Annotated in this window: 17 protein-coding genes and 1 pseudogene; 11 read left to right on the top strand and 7 right to left on the bottom strand. The window is 58.6% G+C overall.

All coding sequences use genetic code 11. The features are described from left to right. Together KGB29_RS27475 and KGB29_RS27480 are read left to right on the top strand one after the other, a co-directional pair. Positions 1-939, top strand: a complete 939-nt coding sequence (locus KGB29_RS27475) for an MlaD family protein (protein WP_090452304.1) — start codon at positions 1-3, stop codon at positions 937-939. Next, positions 936-1,559 (top strand): ABC-type transport auxiliary lipoprotein family protein, encoded by a 624-nt coding sequence (locus KGB29_RS27480; protein WP_154860833.1) that lies wholly within the window; start codon positions 936-938, stop codon positions 1,557-1,559. The genes KGB29_RS27475 and KGB29_RS27480 overlap by 4 nt, the downstream gene beginning before the upstream one ends. Before the next feature lie 127 nt (positions 1,560-1,686). On the opposite strand, the gene KGB29_RS27490 is transcribed toward KGB29_RS27480, so the two are convergent. Continuing rightward, positions 1,687-2,337: an HAD family hydrolase gene (locus tag KGB29_RS27490; RefSeq protein WP_150812652.1), complete on the bottom strand. Its 651-nt coding sequence runs from the start codon at positions 2,335-2,337 to the stop codon at positions 1,687-1,689. Positions 2,338-2,362: 25 nt separating this feature from the next. After that, positions 2,363-2,908, bottom strand: coding sequence for a gamma carbonic anhydrase family protein (locus tag KGB29_RS27495; RefSeq protein ID WP_150812651.1), 546 nt, complete (start codon positions 2,906-2,908; stop codon positions 2,363-2,365). Between the two features lie 88 nt (positions 2,909-2,996). On the opposite strand from KGB29_RS27495, the gene prlC reads away from it, so the two are divergent. Together prlC and KGB29_RS27505 are read left to right on the top strand one after the other, a co-directional pair. Then, positions 2,997-5,048, top strand: a complete 2,052-nt coding sequence (gene prlC / locus KGB29_RS27500) for an oligopeptidase A (protein ID WP_150812650.1) — start codon at positions 2,997-2,999, stop codon at positions 5,046-5,048. Continuing rightward, positions 5,045-5,332 carry a YheV family putative zinc ribbon protein gene (locus KGB29_RS27505; RefSeq protein ID WP_154909729.1) on the top strand — a complete coding sequence of 96 codons (288 nt, stop codon included), beginning with the start codon at positions 5,045-5,047 and terminating at the stop codon, positions 5,330-5,332. Before prlC ends, KGB29_RS27505 begins: the two co-directional genes overlap by 4 nt. Positions 5,333-5,373: 41 nt before the next feature. Here KGB29_RS27505 and KGB29_RS27510 read toward each other — a convergent pair. The 3 genes and pseudogenes from KGB29_RS27510 to KGB29_RS27520 all read right to left on the bottom strand — a co-directional run bounded on the left by KGB29_RS27510 (position 5,374) and on the right by KGB29_RS27520 (position 7,064). Continuing rightward, a pseudogene (locus KGB29_RS27510) lies at positions 5,374-6,018 on the bottom strand (tyrosine-protein phosphatase). 109 nt (positions 6,019-6,127) lie between these two features. Further along, complete coding sequence (locus KGB29_RS27515; protein WP_154909727.1) at positions 6,128-6,676, bottom strand: hypothetical protein; 549 nt, start codon at positions 6,674-6,676, stop codon at positions 6,128-6,130. An 85-nt stretch (positions 6,677-6,761) separates the two neighbouring features. Further along, on the bottom strand, positions 6,762-7,064 hold the full coding sequence (locus KGB29_RS27520) for a hypothetical protein (RefSeq protein ID WP_150812647.1): 303 nt from the start codon (positions 7,062-7,064) through the stop codon (positions 6,762-6,764). A 224-nt stretch (positions 7,065-7,288) separates the two neighbouring features. Here KGB29_RS27520 and KGB29_RS27525 point away from each other — a divergent pair, with 224 nt between their 5' ends. From KGB29_RS27525 to KGB29_RS27535, 3 genes are all read left to right on the top strand, one after another. Continuing rightward, on the top strand, positions 7,289-8,347 hold the full coding sequence (locus tag KGB29_RS27525) for a PA0069 family radical SAM protein (RefSeq protein ID WP_154909725.1): 1,059 nt from the start codon (positions 7,289-7,291) through the stop codon (positions 8,345-8,347). 244 nt (positions 8,348-8,591) lie between these two features. Next, positions 8,592-9,323, top strand: coding sequence for a carbonic anhydrase (locus KGB29_RS27530; protein ID WP_008045785.1), 732 nt, complete (start codon positions 8,592-8,594; stop codon positions 9,321-9,323). Between the two features lie 91 nt (positions 9,324-9,414). Next, entirely contained in the window at positions 9,415-10,941 is a 1,527-nt protein-coding gene (locus KGB29_RS27535; protein WP_057712614.1) for a SulP family inorganic anion transporter, read from the top strand. 119 nt (positions 10,942-11,060) lie between these two features. Here KGB29_RS27535 and KGB29_RS27540 read toward each other — a convergent pair whose 3' ends face one another. After that, positions 11,061-11,711, bottom strand: a complete 651-nt coding sequence (locus KGB29_RS27540) for a hypothetical protein (protein ID WP_057712613.1) — start codon at positions 11,709-11,711, stop codon at positions 11,061-11,063. Between the two features lie 369 nt (positions 11,712-12,080). Here KGB29_RS27540 and coxB point away from each other — a divergent pair, with 369 nt between their 5' ends. The 4 genes from coxB to KGB29_RS27560 all read left to right on the top strand — a co-directional run bounded on the left by coxB (position 12,081) and on the right by KGB29_RS27560 (position 16,477). Beyond that, positions 12,081-13,208, top strand: coding sequence for a cytochrome c oxidase subunit II (coxB, locus tag KGB29_RS27545; RefSeq protein WP_090452322.1), 1,128 nt, complete (start codon positions 12,081-12,083; stop codon positions 13,206-13,208). A gap of 82 nt (positions 13,209-13,290) precedes the next feature. Further along, positions 13,291-14,883 carry a cytochrome c oxidase subunit I gene (gene ctaD, locus KGB29_RS27550; protein WP_057712611.1) on the top strand — a complete coding sequence of 531 codons (1,593 nt, stop codon included), beginning with the start codon at positions 13,291-13,293 and terminating at the stop codon, positions 14,881-14,883. 129 nt (positions 14,884-15,012) lie between these two features. Then, on the top strand, positions 15,013-15,564 hold the full coding sequence (locus KGB29_RS27555; RefSeq protein WP_056726726.1) for a cytochrome c oxidase assembly protein: 552 nt from the start codon (positions 15,013-15,015) through the stop codon (positions 15,562-15,564). A gap of 25 nt (positions 15,565-15,589) precedes the next feature. Beyond that, entirely contained in the window at positions 15,590-16,477 is an 888-nt protein-coding gene (locus KGB29_RS27560) for a cytochrome c oxidase subunit 3 (protein ID WP_090452324.1), read from the top strand. 8 nt (positions 16,478-16,485) lie between these two features. On the opposite strand, the gene KGB29_RS27565 is transcribed toward KGB29_RS27560, so the two are convergent. Beyond that, positions 16,486-16,689 (bottom strand): twin transmembrane helix small protein, encoded by a 204-nt coding sequence (locus KGB29_RS27565; protein ID WP_154909723.1) that lies wholly within the window; start codon positions 16,687-16,689, stop codon positions 16,486-16,488. Position 16,690 lies beyond the last annotated feature (1 nt).

Below are 16,690 nucleotides of genomic sequence, written 5' to 3' on the forward strand. Positions count from 1 at the left end.
ATGGAAACCCGAGCCCATCATGTATTGATCGGCCTGTTCACCGTGATTGTGGTGACGGCCGCGCTGCTGTTCGGCCTGTGGCTGGCCAAGTCCAGTGTCGACACCGAGTTCAAGGACTACGAAGTCGTGTTCAACGAGGCGGTCAGCGGTTTGTCCCAAGGTAGCTCGGTACAGTACAGCGGGATCAAGGTCGGCGACGTGATCTCGCTGCGCCTGGACCCGAAAGACCCGCGCCGGGTGCTGGCGCGAATTCGCTTGGCCGGCGATACCCCGGTCAAGGAGGACACCCAGGCCAAACTGGCCCTGACCGGCGTCACCGGGACTTCGATCATCCAACTCAGCGGCGGCACACCACAGAGTCCGACGCTCAAGGGCAAGGACGGTAACCTGCCGACCATCGTCGCCTCGCCCTCGCCCATCGCCCGGCTGCTCAATGACAGCGAAGACCTGATGGCCGGGGTGAGTACGCTGATGCATAACGCCAATCTGATGTTCTCCACGGAAAACATCGAGCGCATCAGCAACACCCTGGAGCACCTGGAGCAAACCACCGGGGCCATTGCCGATCAGCGCGGCGATATCCGCCAGACCATGCAGCAACTGGCCTCGGTGGGTAAGCAGGCCAACACCATGCTGGAGCAGACGACGGCGTTGATGCGCAATGCCAACGGGCTGCTCAACGAGCATGGCAAGGAAGCGCTGGGCAGCGCCGAGCAGGCGATGAAGTCGCTGCAGGAGAGCAGCGCCACCCTCAACAAACTGATCACCGCCAATCAGGATTCGCTCAACAGCGGCATGCAAGGCCTTAATGGCCTGGGCCCGGCGGTCCGTGAGATGCGCGAAACCCTGAGTTCGTTGCGCACCATCACCACACGCCTGGAAGCCAACCCCAGCGGTTACCTGCTGGGCAGTGACAAGACCAAGGAATTTACGCCATGAAGCTGATTCGGATTGCCCTCCTCGCTGGCTTCACATTGATCAGTTCGTGCTCGATCCTGCCCAAGCCCGAGCCCTTCGAGGTCTATCGATTGCCGTCGGCCCAGAGCGCATCGGCCAGCCATGGCACGCCGCAGCGCTGGTCGCTGCGCCTGAGCAAACTCCAGTCCAGCGAAGCGTTGAACAGTCCGAACATTGCCGTAATTCCCCAGGGCGATGTGATCAGCCACTACAAGGGTTCACGCTGGAGCGACCCGGCGCCGGTGCTGGTGCGCAATCGCCTGCTGGAAGGTTTCCAGCATGACGGGCGGGTGCCGCTGCTGAGCACCGATGACAGCATTTTCCAGACCGATCTTGAATTGGGCGGCAGCCTGCAGGCGTTCCAGACTGAATACCAGGGCACGAATGCCAGCGCGGTCGTGCGTCTGGATGCATTGCTGGTGCGCAGTTACGACCAGCGCATCCTCGCCAGCCGCCGCTTTGAAGTGCGCCAGCCGTTGAGCAATGTGCAAGTCCCGGCGGTGGTGGCCGGGTTCGGTCAGGCGAGCGATCAGTTGACCGTGCAGGTGGTGAGCTGGGCGGTTGAGCAAGGACAGAAACTCGCCCCGCCGCCCAGACCTTGAGGAAGTACACCGTCCCCTGTGGGAGCGGGCTTGCTCGCGAAGAGGGAGTGTCAGTCGACAACAATGTTGCCTGATACACCGCCTTCGCGAGCAAGCCCGCTCCCACAGTTGATTTGTGTCGATCCTGTCAACGCTGTAAAAACGCCTGATGCAACTCTTCCAGCGTCTCAAAGTGATACGTCGGCGCTTCGGCGCTCAACTCTTCATGGCTGCCGAACCCGTAACCTACCGCCGCCGCGTCCAGGCCATTGCTGCGCGCGCCGATCAGGTCGTGCTTGCGGTCGCCGATCATCAAAGTGTTGGCCGGGTCCAGGTTTTCTTCGGCCATCAGGTGAGCGATCAGCTCTACCTTGTTGGTCCGGGTGCCGTCCAGTTCGCTGCCGTAAATCACCTTGAAGTGTTTGGCAAAATCGAAATGCCGGGCGATTTCCCGGGCGAACACCCACGGTTTAGAGGTTGCGATGTACAGCTGTCGGCCTTGCCCGCTCAGGGCTTCCAGTAGTGGCGTGACACCATCGAACACCCGGTTTTCGTAGAGGCCGGTGACCTTGAAGCGCTCGCGGTAGAAATTCACCGCTTCCCAGGCCCTGGCTTCATCGAAGTCGTAGAACTGCATGAATGCCTGCAACAACGGCGGGCCGATGAAGTGTTCGAGTCTGGCCAGGTCCGGCTCATCGATACCCAGTTTGCTCAGGGCGAACTGGATCGAACGAGTAATGCCCTCACGTGGGTCGGTCAGGGTGCCATCGAGGTCGAACAAAACGGTTTGGTAATGCATGTCGAATCCTGAATAAGGGGCCGGGTCAAAGCTGGTCGTAGCCTTCGGCCAGATGCAGGTCCTTGAGCTTCACGTAGTTCGCCGCGCTGTAGGTGAAAAACGCGCGTTCCTTGTCAGTCAGCGGGCGGATCTGCTTCACCGGGCTGCCCACATACAGGAAGCCGCTTTGCAGATGCTTGCCCGGCGGCACCAGGCTGCCGGCACCGATGATCACCTCATCGTCGACCACCGCACCGTCCATGACGATGCTGCCCATGCCGATCAACACCCGGCTGCCCACCGAACAGCCATGCAGCATGACCTTGTGGGCGATGGTCACGTCATCGCCGATCAGCAACGGAAAGCCGTCCGGGTTGAACGGCCCGGCGTGGGTGATGTGCAACACGCAGCCATCCTGCACGCTGGTTCGCGCGCCGATGCGGATTCGGTGCATGTCGCCACGGATCACTGTCAGCGGCCAGACCGAGCTGTCTTCGCCGATTTCAACGTCGCCGATCACCACCGCCGAGCCGTCGACAAAAGCGCCTTTACCCAGCAGCGGCGTGTGGTTCTGATACTTGCGAAGGTTCACGATAGGGTTTCTCTCTATTGCTGATAGCTGCGGTGAACGTCGATTGTAATTAAGATGGCTGCATGTTTCTCCAGCCAAGGTATCAACCGTGAGCGTGAACAACCCTCTTTTGCAGTCCTATGACCTGCCGCCGTTCTCCGCCATCCGCGCCGAACACGTACAACCGGCCATTGAACAGATCCTGGCTGACAACCGTGCCGCTATCGTCGAGATCCTCAAGACCCAGGCCGAACAGCCAACGTGGGCCGGCCTGGTGCTGGCGATGGATGAACTCAACGACCGTCTGGGCGCCGCCTGGAGCCCGGTCAGCCACCTCAATGCCGTGTGCAACAGCGCCGAACTGCGTGAAGCCTACGAGTCGTGCCTGCCGGCCTTGAGCGCCTATTCCACTGAAATGGGTCAGAACCGCGAACTGTTCCAGGCTTTCGAAGCCCTGGCCAGCAGCCCGGAGGCCGCCGGTTTCGACGTGGCGCAGAAAACTATCCTGGAACACTCCCTGCGTGACTTCCGTCTGTCGGGTATCGACCTGCCGGAAGCCGAACAAAAGCGTTACGCCGAAGTGCAGAGCAAGCTGTCCGAATTGGGCAGCCGTTTTTCCAACCAGTTGCTCGATGCCACTCAGGCCTGGACCAAGCACATCACCGATGAGGCCGCCCTCGCCGGCCTGACCGATTCGGCCAAAGCGCAAATGGCCGCCGCGGCTCAGGCCAAGGATCTGGACGGCTGGCTGATCACCCTGGAATTCCCGAGCTATTACGCGGTGATGACCTACGCCCAGGACCGCGCGCTGCGTGAAGAAGTCTATGCCGCGTACTGCACCCGGGCGTCGGACCAGGGGCCGAATGCCGGCCAGAACGACAACGGCCCGGTCATGGAAGAAATCCTCGACCTGCGTCAGGAACTGGCAAAACTCTTGGGGTTCAGCAGTTTCTCCGAGTTGAGCCTGGCGACCAAAATGGCCGAGTCCAGCGATCAGGTGCTGAGTTTCCTGCGCGACCTGGCCAAGCGCAGCAAACCGTTCGCTGCCCAGGATCTGGAACAGCTCAAGGCTTATGCCGCCGAACAGGGCTGCCCGGATCTGCAAAGCTGGGACAGTGGTTTCTACGGCGAAAAACTCCGTGAACAGCGTTACAGCGTCGCCCAGGAAGCCCTGCGCGCCTACTTCCCGATCGACAAGGTACTCAGCGGTCTGTTCGCCATCGTCCAGCGCCTGTACGGCATCGAGATTGCCGAGCAGAAAGGCTTCGACACCTGGCACCCGGATGTCCGCCTGTTTGAAATCAAGGAAAACGGCCAGCACGTCGGCCGCTTCTTCTTCGACCTCTATGCTCGCGCCAACAAGCGTGGCGGCGCCTGGATGGATGGCGCCCGCGACCGTCGTCGCACCGCTGGTGGTGTATTGCAAAGCCCGGTAGCCAACCTGGTGTGCAACTTCACCCCGGCCGACAGCGGCAAGCCAGCACTGCTGACCCACGACGAAGTCACCACCCTGTTCCACGAGTTCGGTCACGGCCTGCATCACCTGCTGACCCGCGTCGAGCATGCTGGCGTGTCCGGCATCAACGGCGTGGCTTGGGATGCGGTCGAGCTGCCGAGCCAGTTCATGGAAAACTGGTGCTGGGAGCCGGAAGGCCTGGCGCTGATTTCCGGTCATTATGAAACCGGCGAACCGCTGCCTCAGGACCTGCTCGGAAAGATGCTTGCGGCGAAAAACTTCCAGTCCGGCCTGATGATGGTGCGCCAACTGGAGTTCTCGCTGTTCGACTTCGAACTGCACGCTACCCACGGCGACGGCCGCAGCGTGCTGCAAGTGCTTGAAGGCGTGCGTGACGAGGTTTCGGTGATGCGTCCGCCGGCCTACAACCGCTTCCCCAACAGTTTTGCGCACATCTTCGCTGGCGGTTACGCCGCGGGTTACTACAGCTATAAGTGGGCTGAAGTGCTGTCGGCCGATGCGTTCTCGAAGTTCGAAGAAGAAGGCGTGCTCAACGCCGACACCGGTCGTGCGTTCCGCGAAGCAATCCTGGCCCGTGGCGGCTCCCAGGAGCCGATGGTGCTGTTCGTCGACTTCCGTGGTCGTGAGCCATCAATTGACGCACTCTTGCGCCACAGCGGCCTGAGTGAGGGCGCGGCAGCATGAGTGAGGGACCTGTGATTACGAAAAAACGCTTTATCGCCGGGGCGGTCTGCCCGGCATGCAGCGAGCCGGACAAATTGATGATGTGGAATGAAGACCAGGTCCCGCACCGAGAGTGCGTGGCCTGCGGTTACTCCGACACACTCAATGAGCAAGGGCTGTCGGTGCCCAAGGAGTTGGGTACGCGGGTGAACACCAGCGCCCCAAAACCTGCCGACACCAAGGTTCAGCCGGTTCAGTTCTTCCCGAATCCGAAGCTGAAGAAAAAGCCTGACGAACAAAGTTGAGTGAAAAAAGCCCCCGTTGCGTAATGCAGCGGGGGCTTTTTTTATTCGATGTGAGCGGACTTGAACCAGCTCTTCATTGAACACGCAGCGAATGGGCTGGTGCTGCAATCGCCATTGGCCAGGGCCGTGCGCAGTTTTTCCACGTCGGCCTGCATCATGTAGCGAATTCCGTCCTTGAAGTGGGTGCTGTCGCCAAAGCCGCCCTGGGTCATTTCGTTCAGGGCCTCCTCCTTGGTCCAGCCCTGGATGACAGCCCGGTACATGGCGGCCATCAGGCCGGTGCGGTCGGAACCGTGTTTGCAGTGCATCAGCACCGGGCCTTTGGCTTCGGCGGACCGAATGGCGCGCAAGGCCTTGAGCACATCGGCGTCATCCACATGGTTGGTGCGATAAGGCAGTTGTACTTGCGTGATGCCTGGCACGGACAACCAACTGGAGTCTGCTTCGGGCAGGAAATTGATCACAGTGCCCACCTTGAGTTTCTCCAGCAGCGGCACCGCGCCCTTGTCCGGCAAGGCGCTGCGATAGAGCGTCGGCGACATCTGGAAGAGGTTGTATTACTTCTCTATTTGTTGAGCCCAGTCTGCTGGACGCTGCATCACACTGTCGTCAGCAAGTGCCGGTGTCAGGTTAGCGAGCACAACCAGCGACAAGCATATTGCAGATAAAAAACGTGGAAAAAGCATGCTTGAGCGACCGTTCAGAAAAGGACGGGAAGATGGTGGCAAGGATCAGCCATGCACGGTCAAAGGCCCGTGAGCTGACTGTCAAAGAATCGTGAAGTCCGCGCTCAGGTTATAGTTTCAGTTTGATGAAGGATTTGAGCAGCTCGTTCAGTCCGACCCCATAGTTAAACACCTGTCCAGTTAAAGGGTTGCGCTTGCGACCTTCAAAAGACGAGCCGGCATTCGCAGATTTAGTCTCGTACACGCCGAGGCTATACAGTTGATGATCATCTTCGTCAATTTCAAATTCCTCAACGTCTACTCGAAGCTCGGGTGATTCAGCGGGAAGACGATAAAGGTACGCTATGCCCTCTGGAGCAATTATTTGTTGATGATAAAAAGCGAGTGCAAGTTGTGTAAGGGCGGCAATGTCATTTTCGTCGATGCTATTGTCTGGAGTGACATTGATATCGGACCAAGGATCAAAATCGAGCCTTGAAGTCTTGCCTTCGTCTTTTATATGGAGTGTCACTGATGGAGCGCTTGCGAGAATATCAGCGAATTGCTCCATTGTTTTGTTCGGATACTCGCCTGCCCTTATGAGCTTGATAATTACCTGCACATCTTTCGTCGTTTCTATTTGTTGTAGATAAACACCGGTTTTTATGAGCATTGACATTTTTATCCTCCAGGCTGTCTGGAATGCATGCGGGAGCCCGCATGCATTCGGCAATAGCACTTTCAAGTGATCGGAAAGTCAGGGCTCAGGGATTGACGATACTGGCATAAGCCTTTGCCAGCGCCTGTAACTTGGCTTTGTCGTCGGCATCGATGGTCCCGTCTCCATCGACATCCTTGCCCACGGTCCGGATGCTGAAAGAGTTGCCAAGGTCGGTGGAAGTGGCTGTGTAGTAAGTTGAGTCGACCAGCTTCTCAATTTGCATTTCATTTTCCGCATCCCAACTCAACTCTTTGCGAGCCAGTTGCAAAGAAACCAAGGTGTTGGGTTCCGAAGGATTTGGTCGCATGAGTTGAAGGAAAATACCGCGCTGATTAAAGAAAGACATTAATAAATCCTTTTATTTGATTGCTGTTGAGGGTATTGCCTGTTGGGTTGAATATACGGTTGGGTATTGAATCCAACCACTGACTATATGTTTCCTGAGTTTTCTGATTATCAATGAACAAGTGAGCATCATGATGCCCCTTTGTCAGATGAAGGGCTGAGCGGTACTGGTCGACAGGCAGTGGGTCGGTTACTGTATGGATATACAGATCAAGGAGTCCGCCGATGGTCAGCTCTCTGCCTCCCCGCGGCCGCGGCACCGCAACCAACCCGCACAACCGCTTTGCCCCCAGCCATTCGGTGGTTGAGGACGACGGCTGGTATCAGGAAGTACCGCTCACCCAGGGTACCGAGGTAAGCATTGAAACGGCGAAAACCATCATTACCCGCAACACGTCGCCGGACTTGCCCTTCGATCGATCGATCAATCCCTATCGCGGTTGCGAGCATGGCTGCATCTACTGCTACGCGCGGCCAAGCCATGCCTATTGGGACATGTCGCCCGGGCTGGATTTCGAGACAAAGCTGATCGCCAAGACCAACGCAGTGGATGTGTTGGAGCAACAACTGTCCAAACGCGGCTATCAATGTGCGCCGATCAACCTCGGCTCCAACACCGACCCCTATCAGCCGATCGAGCGTGAATACAGGATCACCCGGCAAACCCTCGAAGTACTGCTGCGATATCGTCATCCCGTGACCATCGTCACCAAAGGCTCGCTGATCCTTCGCGATTTGGACCTGCTGACCGAACTTGCACAGCAAAACCTGGTGGCGGTGATGATCAGCCTGACCACCCTGGACGACGAACTCAAACGCATACTTGAACCCCGCGCCGCGGCGCCCAAGGCCCGGTTGCGGGCGATCAGGGTCATGCGCGAGGCGGGCATTCCGGTGGGCGTCCTGTGTTCACCGATGATTCCGATGATCAACGACAGCGAACTCGAAAGCCTGCTCGCCGAGGCTCACGGCGCCGGAGCACAAAGCGCCGCCTACATGATGCTGCGTCTGCCGCTGGAAGTGGCGCCGCTGTTCGAAGAATGGCTGGGCGCCCACTATCCGCAACGGGCGGCGCATGTGCTGAGCCTGATTCGCCAGAGCCGTGGCGGTGAACTCTACGACAGCCGCTTTGGTGCTCGAATGCGCGGCGAAGGTCCTTTCGCCGACCTGCTGGCACAGCGTTTTGCCAAAGCCATCAAGCGCCTGGGGCTCAATCGCCGGGAAGGCTTTGACCTGGACTGCAATGCCTTTTGTCCGCCTGGTCGCCAAATGTCGTTGATTTGAGGACAATTGGCCTATGGTTGAGTACTGAAGATCGCGCTCGCGTCTTAGGCTGGTCACGTTTTTTGTGACCTGTAACACGCATTCTAGAGCGTTTTATTCAGTTTCAATTAAGATTCGGCCGCTACCTTGTTCATCGAGTGACTGATGGGTCGAGATGTTTGGCCTGGATGTTTTTTAACCAGCCACTGGCTTCACACCGGACCACACGGGATGACTCCCTGAGCCCGCCAATGAGGATGAATTGATGAGTGACAAGGATAAACAGCCGTTGGCTGCGTCGGCTTCAGCCCAACCCGAGGCCGAAACCGCCGATGCAGCGTTGCAGCATATCGTTGACGGCTTTTTGCATTTTCATCATGAGATCTTTCCTCAACAGGAAGAACTCTTCAAGAAACTCGCCACGGCCCAGCGGCCACGAGCGATGTTCATCGCCTGCGCCGATTCGCGCATCGTTCCCGAGTTGATTACCCAGAGCTCCCCCGGCGACCTGTTCGTGACCCGTAACGTCGGCAACGTCGTGCCGCCTTACGGGCAAATGAACGGTGGTGTTTCCACGGCCATCGAGTACGCCGTACTGGCTCTGGGGGTGCATCACATCATCATTTGCGGGCATTCCGACTGCGGCGCCATGCGCGCGGTGCTCAACCCGGACAGTCTGGAAAAAATGCCCACGGTCAAAGCCTGGCTGCGTCATGCCGAAGTGGCCAAAACCATGGTGCAAGAGAACTGCAACTGCTCTAGCGAAAGCGAAAGCATGCACATCCTCACTGAAGAGAATGTGATCGCCCAGTTGCAGCATCTGCGCACCCATCCGTCGGTGGCTTCGCGCATGGCCAACGGTCAGCTATTTATTCACGGCTGGGTCTACAACATCGAAACCAGCGAAATCAAAGCGTACGACGCTGATCAAGGCTGTTTCCTGCCGCTCAATGGCAGCCTGCCAATTCCCGTGGCGACGCCCAAAGCGCGCTTCTAAATCCTCCTAAATCGTTGTGTGGTTCAGCCGAGGCTGCCGTTCAGGCAGCCTGGCTTTGCCATGCCTGAAGAAAAATTTCGGGAGACTCACCATGCGTGCTGCTCGACTCAAAGCTGTTCTGCCACGGGAGCTGCTGGCTTCGGTGGTTGTGTTTCTGGTCGCCCTGCCTCTGTGCATGGGCATCGCGATTGCTTCGGGGCTGCCGCCGGCCAAAGGCCTGATCACCGGCATCATCGGTGGTCTGGTGGTCGGCTGGTTGGCCGGTTCGCCACTGCAAGTCAGCGGCCCGGCGGCGGGCCTGGCCGTTCTGGTATTCGAGTTGGTCCGCCAGCACGGCATCGCCATGCTCGGGCCGATACTGTTGTTGGCGGGTTTGCTGCAACTGGTGGCTGGCCGATTGAAGCTGGGCTGCTGGTTTCGAGTGACGGCACCCGCGGTGGTGTACGGCATGCTGGCCGGGATTGGCGTGCTGATCATCCTGTCTCAGGTGCATGTGATGCTGGATGCCGTGCCCAAACCTTCGGGTCTGGATAACCTGGCAGCCTTCCCGGCGGCGCTGTCTCTGGCGTTGCCCACGTTTGGCTGGCAAGCCGGGTTGCTTGGTTTGTCGACAATCGCCGTCATGTGGCTGTGGGATAAATTCCGTCCGCAATCCCTGCGCTTCGTTCCTGGCGCGCTACTTGGCGTCGGTCTGGCCACGCTTGCCAGCCTGATGCTGGCGTTGCAGGTCAAACGGGTTGAGGTTCCGGCCAACCTGACGGAGGCCATCGACTGGCTGAAGCCAGCGGATCTGCTCAACCTGGCTGATCCGACCTTGCTGATCGCGGCGTTTGCCGTGGCTTTCATCGCGAGCGCCGAAACCTTGCTCTCAGCCGCCGCGGTTGATCGTATGCACAGCGGTCAGCGCTCGGACTTCGACCGGGAATTGTCGGCGCAAGGTATCGGCAACATGCTGTGTGGCCTGCTTGGAGCGTTGCCGATGACCGGCGTTATCGTACGCAGTTCGGCGAATGTTCAGGCTGGCGCAACCACGCGGTTTTCGACCATTTTCCACGGCCTGTGGTTGTTGGCGTTCGTACTGTTGCTGTCCAGCGTGCTGCAAAGCATTCCGGTGGCGAGCCTGGCGGGCGTGCTGGTGTACACCGGTTTCAAGCTGGTGGATCTCAAGGTATTCCGTGGTTTGGGCCGGTATGGTCGGGCGCCGATGTTCACCTATGCGGCAACCGCGCTCGCCATCGTTTTCACGGACCTGCTGACTGGCGTATTGATTGGCTTCGGCCTGACGCTGGTGAAACTGGCGCTGAAAGCTTCGCGGTTGAAAATCAGCCTGATCGACCTGCCTCAGGAAGGGGAAATGGAATTGCGCCTGGTGGGTGCGGCGACCTTCCTCAAAGTGCCGGCGCTGACCCAGGTGCTGGGTAGTATTCCACCAGGCGCGACGGTGCATGTGCCGCTTAACAACCTGAGCTACATCGATCACTCGTGTCTGGAGCTTCTGGAGGAGTGGGGCCGGGCGAATGCGGCCAAGGGTTCGAAGCTGTTGATTGAATCACGGGGGCTGAAGCGCAGGCTCGAGGGGCGGGTGCGAACGAATACCGGCATAGGGGCGGCCGGGTAGATAACAGTGTGGGAGCGGGCTTGCTCGCGAAGGCGGTGGATCAGCCAATATATTTGCTGAATGGTTAACCGCATTCGCGAGCAAGCCCGCTCCCACAGGGGATTGTGTTTACCGGTGGATCAAGCCGCCGGCTGATCCAGTTCCAGGCCTACGCCCAAACGGCGGGACATGCACGGCCAGCGTTTCCACGCGGCGCCGGTGTCCGGGCTGTTGAGCTTCTCGCGGTAGGCTTCCACGGACTCCAGTGCGAAGGTTTCGTCGTTGAGCATCTCGTCGATGGCGTGATGCACCACTTCGTCCAGTTGGTTGGCGAACGTCTCACCGATCAATTGGTGAGCAATCAGGTTGGCGACAGTCATGTCCAAGGGGATCAGTGGCTGGCCAAGATGCTTGATGTACAGGTCGTTGACCTCTTCGACAAACCGGTGCGCCAGATAGGCTTCATCCAGCAGACTGTCGAGCCCGGCATGGCCGGCCATGATGGCTGGCGGCTGGAGGAAGTATTGCTCGGCGATTTTCAGCACCGGTTTGATCTGTGACTCAATGCCCGCTTCCCTGGCGACTTCATTGGCTGCATCCAGCAGATCAGGCACTTCTTCGATGTAGGCGGCGACAAATCGCGTCAGTACGCCTTTGGTATCGGCCTCCGGCAATTGGATCGCCGGGTGCAGATGAGCCAGTTTGCTTTCCAGTTGACGCGTCAGCAGACCGGTCTCGGCTTCGTGTTGTTGGGCTGTTTGGATCTGCTCGCGCAATGCGGCGGTGTTCATGAAAACTCCAGGAAACAAGGCAATGAAATAGGGAAGACATAACTTAGCTGGCTTACGAAAAATGCTAAGACGCATTTGTCATAATTATTTCATCCTTGAGACGGTCCCGTTATATCGATTTGCCACCACTCGTCTGCATCCTTCTCCATTCGTGCCCTGCAACGCAAGTTAATGCTGTTTCAGATCATTTACGCCTTCGCATTGCGAGGTGAGAGTCGCTGTCTATACTCGGGGTGGAATGGAGTTAGCTGATGACGCCCGACTGCATATGCAGCAAGGCCCGGTGCTCAAGTTCGTAGTCTGATGCAGCCGCTCCCTTGCCGCAGGTGAAAGCCGGCGGGATAACAAGAACGATAAGGGGAACCCGCAATGATGCGACATCCACATGTCTGGATGGGCCTCCTGTTGTGGTCGATTTTCAGTCAGGCGCAAGCGGCCTGGACTGTGAATATGGCGCCTGGAGCGACTGAAATCAGTCACGCAGTATTCGACCTGCACATGATCATTTTCTGGATCTGTGTGGTGATCGGCATCATCGTATTTGGTGCCATGTTCTGGTCGATGATTCTCCACCGCCGCTCGACCGGGCAGGTGGCCGCCAAATTTCATGAAAGCACCACCGTCGAAATTCTCTGGACCATCGTGCCCTTCCTGATCCTGGTGGCCATGGCGGTTCCCGCTACCGCGACCCTGATCAAGATGTACGACGCCAGTGAGCCGGAAATCGACATCCAGATCACCGGTTACCAGTGGAAGTGGCACTACAAATACCTGGGCCAGGACGTCGAGTTCTTCAGCAACCTGACCACCCCCCAGGATCAGATCCACAACAAGGAAACCAAGGGCGAGCACTATCTGCTCGAAGTCGACAAGCCATTGGTGCTGCCGGTCGGTGCCAAGGTGCGCTTCCTGGTGACCTCCGCCGACGTGATCCACTCCTGGTGGGTGCCGGCTTTCGCGGTCAAGCGCGATGCGATTCCCGGGTTCGTCAATGAAGCCTGGACCCGTATCGACAAGCCCGGCATCTACCGTGGCCAGTGCGCCGAGTTGTGCGGCAAGGATCACGGCTTCATGCCGACCGTGGTCGAGGTCAAGGAAAAGGCCGATTACGAAAAATGGCTGGCCGATCGCAAGGCCGAGGCCGCGCAGCTCAAAGAGCTGACCAGCAAGGAATGGACGCTCGAGGAGCTCAAGGAACGCGGCGACAAGGTCTATCACACCACCTGCGTGGCCTGTCACCAGGCCGAAGGCCAGGGTCTGCCGCCGATGTTCCCGGCACTCAAGGGCTCGAAAATCGCCACCGGACCGAAAGACGCTCACCTGGGCATTGTCTTCCACGGCAAGCCTGGCACTTCCATGGCCGCATTCGGCAAGCAACTCTCGGAGGTCGATATCGCGGCGGTCGTGACCTATGAACGTAACGCCTGGGGCAACAACAAGGGCGACATGGTCACGCCTAAAGAAGTGCTGGAGCTGAAACAGGCGGAAAGCAAATGACCCGGTCTATTGCGCACGTAAGGAACCGGTCGGGGCTACGCACCCCGGCCCGCCCAGTCCATCTGTTTGCAGGAGACAGGACATGACTGCTGTAATCGATGAACATGTTCATACCGCCACCGACCACGCCCATGGCCCCGCAAAAGGCCTGATGCGCTGGGTGCTGACCACCAACCACAAGGACATCGGTACGTTGTACCTGTGGTTTGCGTTCTCCATGTTCCTGCTTGGCGGTTCGTTCGCGATGGTGATTCGCGCCGAGCTGTTCCAGCCGGGGCTGCAGATCGTCCAGCCGGAATTTTTCAACCAGATGACCACCATGCACGGTCTGGTGATGGTCTTCGGTGCGGTGATGCCGGCCTTCGTCGGCCTCGCCAACTGGATGATTCCGCTGATGATCGGCGCGCCGGACATGGCCCTGCCGCGCATGAACAACTTCAGTTTCTGGCTGTTGCCGGCGGCGTTCCTGATGCTGGTGTCGACCCTGTTCACTGCCGGTGGCGGGCCGAACTTCGGCTGGACGTTCTATGCGCCGCTGTCGACGACCTACGCGCCGGAAAGCGTGACCTTCTTCATTTTCGCCATCCACTTGATGGGGATCAGTTCGATCATGGGCGCGATCAACGTGATCGCCACCATCCTCAACCTGCGCGCCCCCGGCATGACGCTGATGAAAATGCCGTTGTTCGTCTGGACCTGGCTGATCACCGCGTTCCTGCTGATTGCGGTGATGCCGGTACTGGCCGGTTGTGTGACGATGATGCTGATGGACATCCACTTCGGCACCAGTTTCTTCAGTGCCGCCGGTGGCGGAGACCCGGTGCTGTTCCAGCATGTGTTCTGGTTCTTCGGTCACCCCGAGGTGTACATCATGATCCTGCCGGCGTTCGGCGCCGTCAGCTCGATCATTCCGGCCTTTTCGCGCAAGCCACTGTTCGGCTACACCTCGATGGTCTACGCCACGGCGAGTATCGCGTTCCTGTCGTTCATCGTCTGGGCGCACCACATGTTCGTGGTCGGCATTCCGCTGGTGGGCGAGTTGTTCTTCATGTACGCCACGTTGCTGATTGCGGTGCCGACGGGCGTGAAGGTGTTCAACTGGGCCAGCACCATGTGGCAGGGTTCGTTGACGTTCGAGACGCCGATGCTGTTTGCCGTGGCGTTCGTGATCCTGTTCTCCATCGGCGGTTTCTCCGGGTTGATGTTGGCCATCGCCCCGGCGGACTTCCAGTACCAGGACACCTACTTCGTGGTCGCGCACTTCCATTACGTGCTGGTGCCGGGGGCGATCTTCGGGATCTTCGCCTCGGCCTACTACTGGCTGCCGAAATGGACCGGCCACATGTACGACGAAACCCTCGGCAAGCTGCATTTCTGGCTGTCGTTCATCGGCATGAACCTGGCCTTCTTCCCGATGCACTTTGTGGGGCTGGCGGGCATGCCACGACGGATTCCGGACTACAACCTGCAGTTCGCCGACTTCAACATGGTGTCGTCGATCGGCGCATTCATGTTCGGCGCCACGCAGATCTTCTTCCTGTTCATCGTGATCAAGACCATTCGCGGCGGCGCGCCGGCACCGGCCAAGCCGTGGGATGGGGCTGAAGGTCTGGAGTGGAGCATCCCGTCGCCGGCGCCGTATCACACCTTCACCACGCCGCCGGAAGTGAAATGAACGCCTGGCCCTTTGTAGGAGCGAGCTCGCTCGCGATGGTCGTCAACGATGACGCTGGAAGCCTGACACACCACGGCGCTCCCAAGTTTTTCGCGAGCAAGCTCGCTCCTGCAGGGTTGTGCGGAAATCATGGCTGACTCGATTTCGATGAAGAAACTGGTCACGCGCCTGCTGACCGTGGTGGTGGCAATGTTTGTGTTCGGCTTTGCCCTGGTGCCGATCTACGACGTGATGTGCAAGGCCTTCGGCATTAATGGCAAGACCGGCGGGCAGTACGAGGGTGAGCAAACGGTCGACACTTCGCGGCAGGTACGCGTGCAGTTTCTGTCGACCAACACCGCCGACATGCCGTGGGACTTTTATCCCAAACATGACGAATTGACCGCGAACCCGGGGGCGGTGAACGAGATGATCTTCATCGCCCACAACCCCACCGATAAACCGATGAGCGCCCAAGCCGTGCCGAGCATCGCGCCCAGCAATGCGGCGGCGTACTTCCACAAGACCGAATGTTTCTGCTTTACCCAGCAAGTGCTGCAGCCCGGTCAGCGGATCGAAATGCCGGTACGTTTCATCGTTGATCGTGACATGCCCAAGGATGTGAAGCACCTGACGCTGTCCTACACGCTGTTCGATATCACCGCCCGACATCCACCGGTAGCTGTAAACACTGGCGGCTGAGCGTGCCCGATAAGGAGAACAATAAATGGCAACTCATGAACATTATTACGTCCCGGCTCAGAGCAAATGGCCGATCATCGCCACGGTCGGGATGTTCGTCACGGTGTTTGGCCTGGCCACCTGGTTCAATGATCTGAAAGCAGCGCGTCCGGAATCCCACGGGCCGCTGATCTTTTTCGTCGGTGGCCTGTTGCTGGCCTACATGCTGTTTGGCTGGTTCGGCACGGTGATCAAGGAAAGTCGCGGCGGCTTGTACAGCGCACAGATGGATCGCTCGTTCCGCTGGGGCATGAGCTGGTTCATCTTCTCGGAGGTGATGTTCTTCATCGCCTTTTTTGGCGCGCTGTTTTATGTGCGTCAAATCTCCGGACCGGCGCTCGGTGGTGAGGGTGCCAAAGGCATGGCGCACATGCTGTGGCCGAACTTCCAGTTCACCTGGCCGTTGCTGAGCAACCCCGACTCGAAACTGTTTCCTCCGCCCAAGGAAGTCATTAGCCCCTGGGGCCTGCCGCTACTCAATACCGTGTTGCTGGTCAGTTCCAGCGTGACCGTGACCATCGCCCACCATGCCTTGAAAAAGGGCCATCGCGGCGCACTGAAACTCTGGCTGGCGCTCACTGTATTGCTCGGCAGTGCGTTCCTCATCTTCCAGGCCGAAGAGTACATGCACGCCTACCGCGAACTGGGCCTGACCCTGGGCTCGGGCATCTACGGCGCGACCTTCTTCATGCTCACCGGGTTCCACGGCGCCCACGTCACCATCGGCACCATCATCCTGTTCGTGATGCTGGTGCGGATCATGCGCGGGCATTTCGACAACGAGCACCAGTTCGGTTTCGAAGCGGCGACTTGGTACTGGCACTTCGTGGACGTGGTGTGGATCGGGCTGTTTGTTTTCGTCTATGTGCTTTAAAGCAGCAGTTACCAGGGGACATTGGAAACCAACTGGCCGCTGAAAAAGCCCCAGGCAATCAAGCCAAGGGTAAGGGCGGCCAGGGTCACACGAACACTCAAGGCAATGACGAGGCGGTTTGAGCGGCTGTCGTCCTTGACCAGAAAAAACAGGCCGCTGAACAGGCTGACAACCGTGGCAATCAGCATCAGGACGATGGCTGCTTTGAGCATG

The sequence above is a fragment of the Pseudomonas sp. BF-B-30 genome (assembly GCF_019956305.1).
Lineage (GTDB): Bacteria > Pseudomonadota > Gammaproteobacteria > Pseudomonadales > Pseudomonadaceae > Aquipseudomonas > Aquipseudomonas jessenii.

What these genes read in the sequence shown, in the direction of transcription:
- KGB29_RS27480 (WP_154860833.1), top strand. Translation starts at nt 936, where the DNA reads ATGAAGCTGATTCGGATTGCCCTCCTCGCTGGCTTCACATTGATCAGT.
- KGB29_RS27520 (WP_150812647.1), bottom strand. Translation starts at nt 7,064, where the DNA reads ATGTCTTTCTTTAATCAGCGCGGTATTTTCCTTCAACTCATGCGACCA.
- KGB29_RS27535 (WP_057712614.1), top strand. Translation starts at nt 9,415, where the DNA reads ATGCGTGCTGCTCGACTCAAAGCTGTTCTGCCACGGGAGCTGCTGGCT.
- KGB29_RS27490 (WP_150812652.1), bottom strand. Translation starts at nt 2,337, where the DNA reads ATGCATTACCAAACCGTTTTGTTCGACCTCGATGGCACCCTGACCGAC.
- KGB29_RS27555 (WP_056726726.1), top strand. Translation starts at nt 15,013, where the DNA reads ATGGCTGACTCGATTTCGATGAAGAAACTGGTCACGCGCCTGCTGACC.
- KGB29_RS27475 (WP_090452304.1), top strand. Translation starts at nt 1, where the DNA reads ATGGAAACCCGAGCCCATCATGTATTGATCGGCCTGTTCACCGTGATT.
- KGB29_RS27505 (WP_154909729.1), top strand. Translation starts at nt 5,045, where the DNA reads ATGAGTGAGGGACCTGTGATTACGAAAAAACGCTTTATCGCCGGGGCG.
- ctaD (WP_057712611.1), top strand. Translation starts at nt 13,291, where the DNA reads ATGACTGCTGTAATCGATGAACATGTTCATACCGCCACCGACCACGCC.
- KGB29_RS27560 (WP_090452324.1), top strand. Translation starts at nt 15,590, where the DNA reads ATGGCAACTCATGAACATTATTACGTCCCGGCTCAGAGCAAATGGCCG.
- KGB29_RS27540 (WP_057712613.1), bottom strand. Translation starts at nt 11,711, where the DNA reads ATGAACACCGCCGCATTGCGCGAGCAGATCCAAACAGCCCAACAACAC.
- KGB29_RS27530 (WP_008045785.1), top strand. Translation starts at nt 8,592, where the DNA reads ATGAGTGACAAGGATAAACAGCCGTTGGCTGCGTCGGCTTCAGCCCAA.
- KGB29_RS27565 (WP_154909723.1), bottom strand. Translation starts at nt 16,689, where the DNA reads ATGCTCAAAGCAGCCATCGTCCTGATGCTGATTGCCACGGTTGTCAGC.
- coxB (WP_090452322.1), top strand. Translation starts at nt 12,081, where the DNA reads ATGATGCGACATCCACATGTCTGGATGGGCCTCCTGTTGTGGTCGATT.
- KGB29_RS27525 (WP_154909725.1), top strand. Translation starts at nt 7,289, where the DNA reads ATGGTCAGCTCTCTGCCTCCCCGCGGCCGCGGCACCGCAACCAACCCG.
- KGB29_RS27515 (WP_154909727.1), bottom strand. Translation starts at nt 6,676, where the DNA reads ATGTCAATGCTCATAAAAACCGGTGTTTATCTACAACAAATAGAAACG.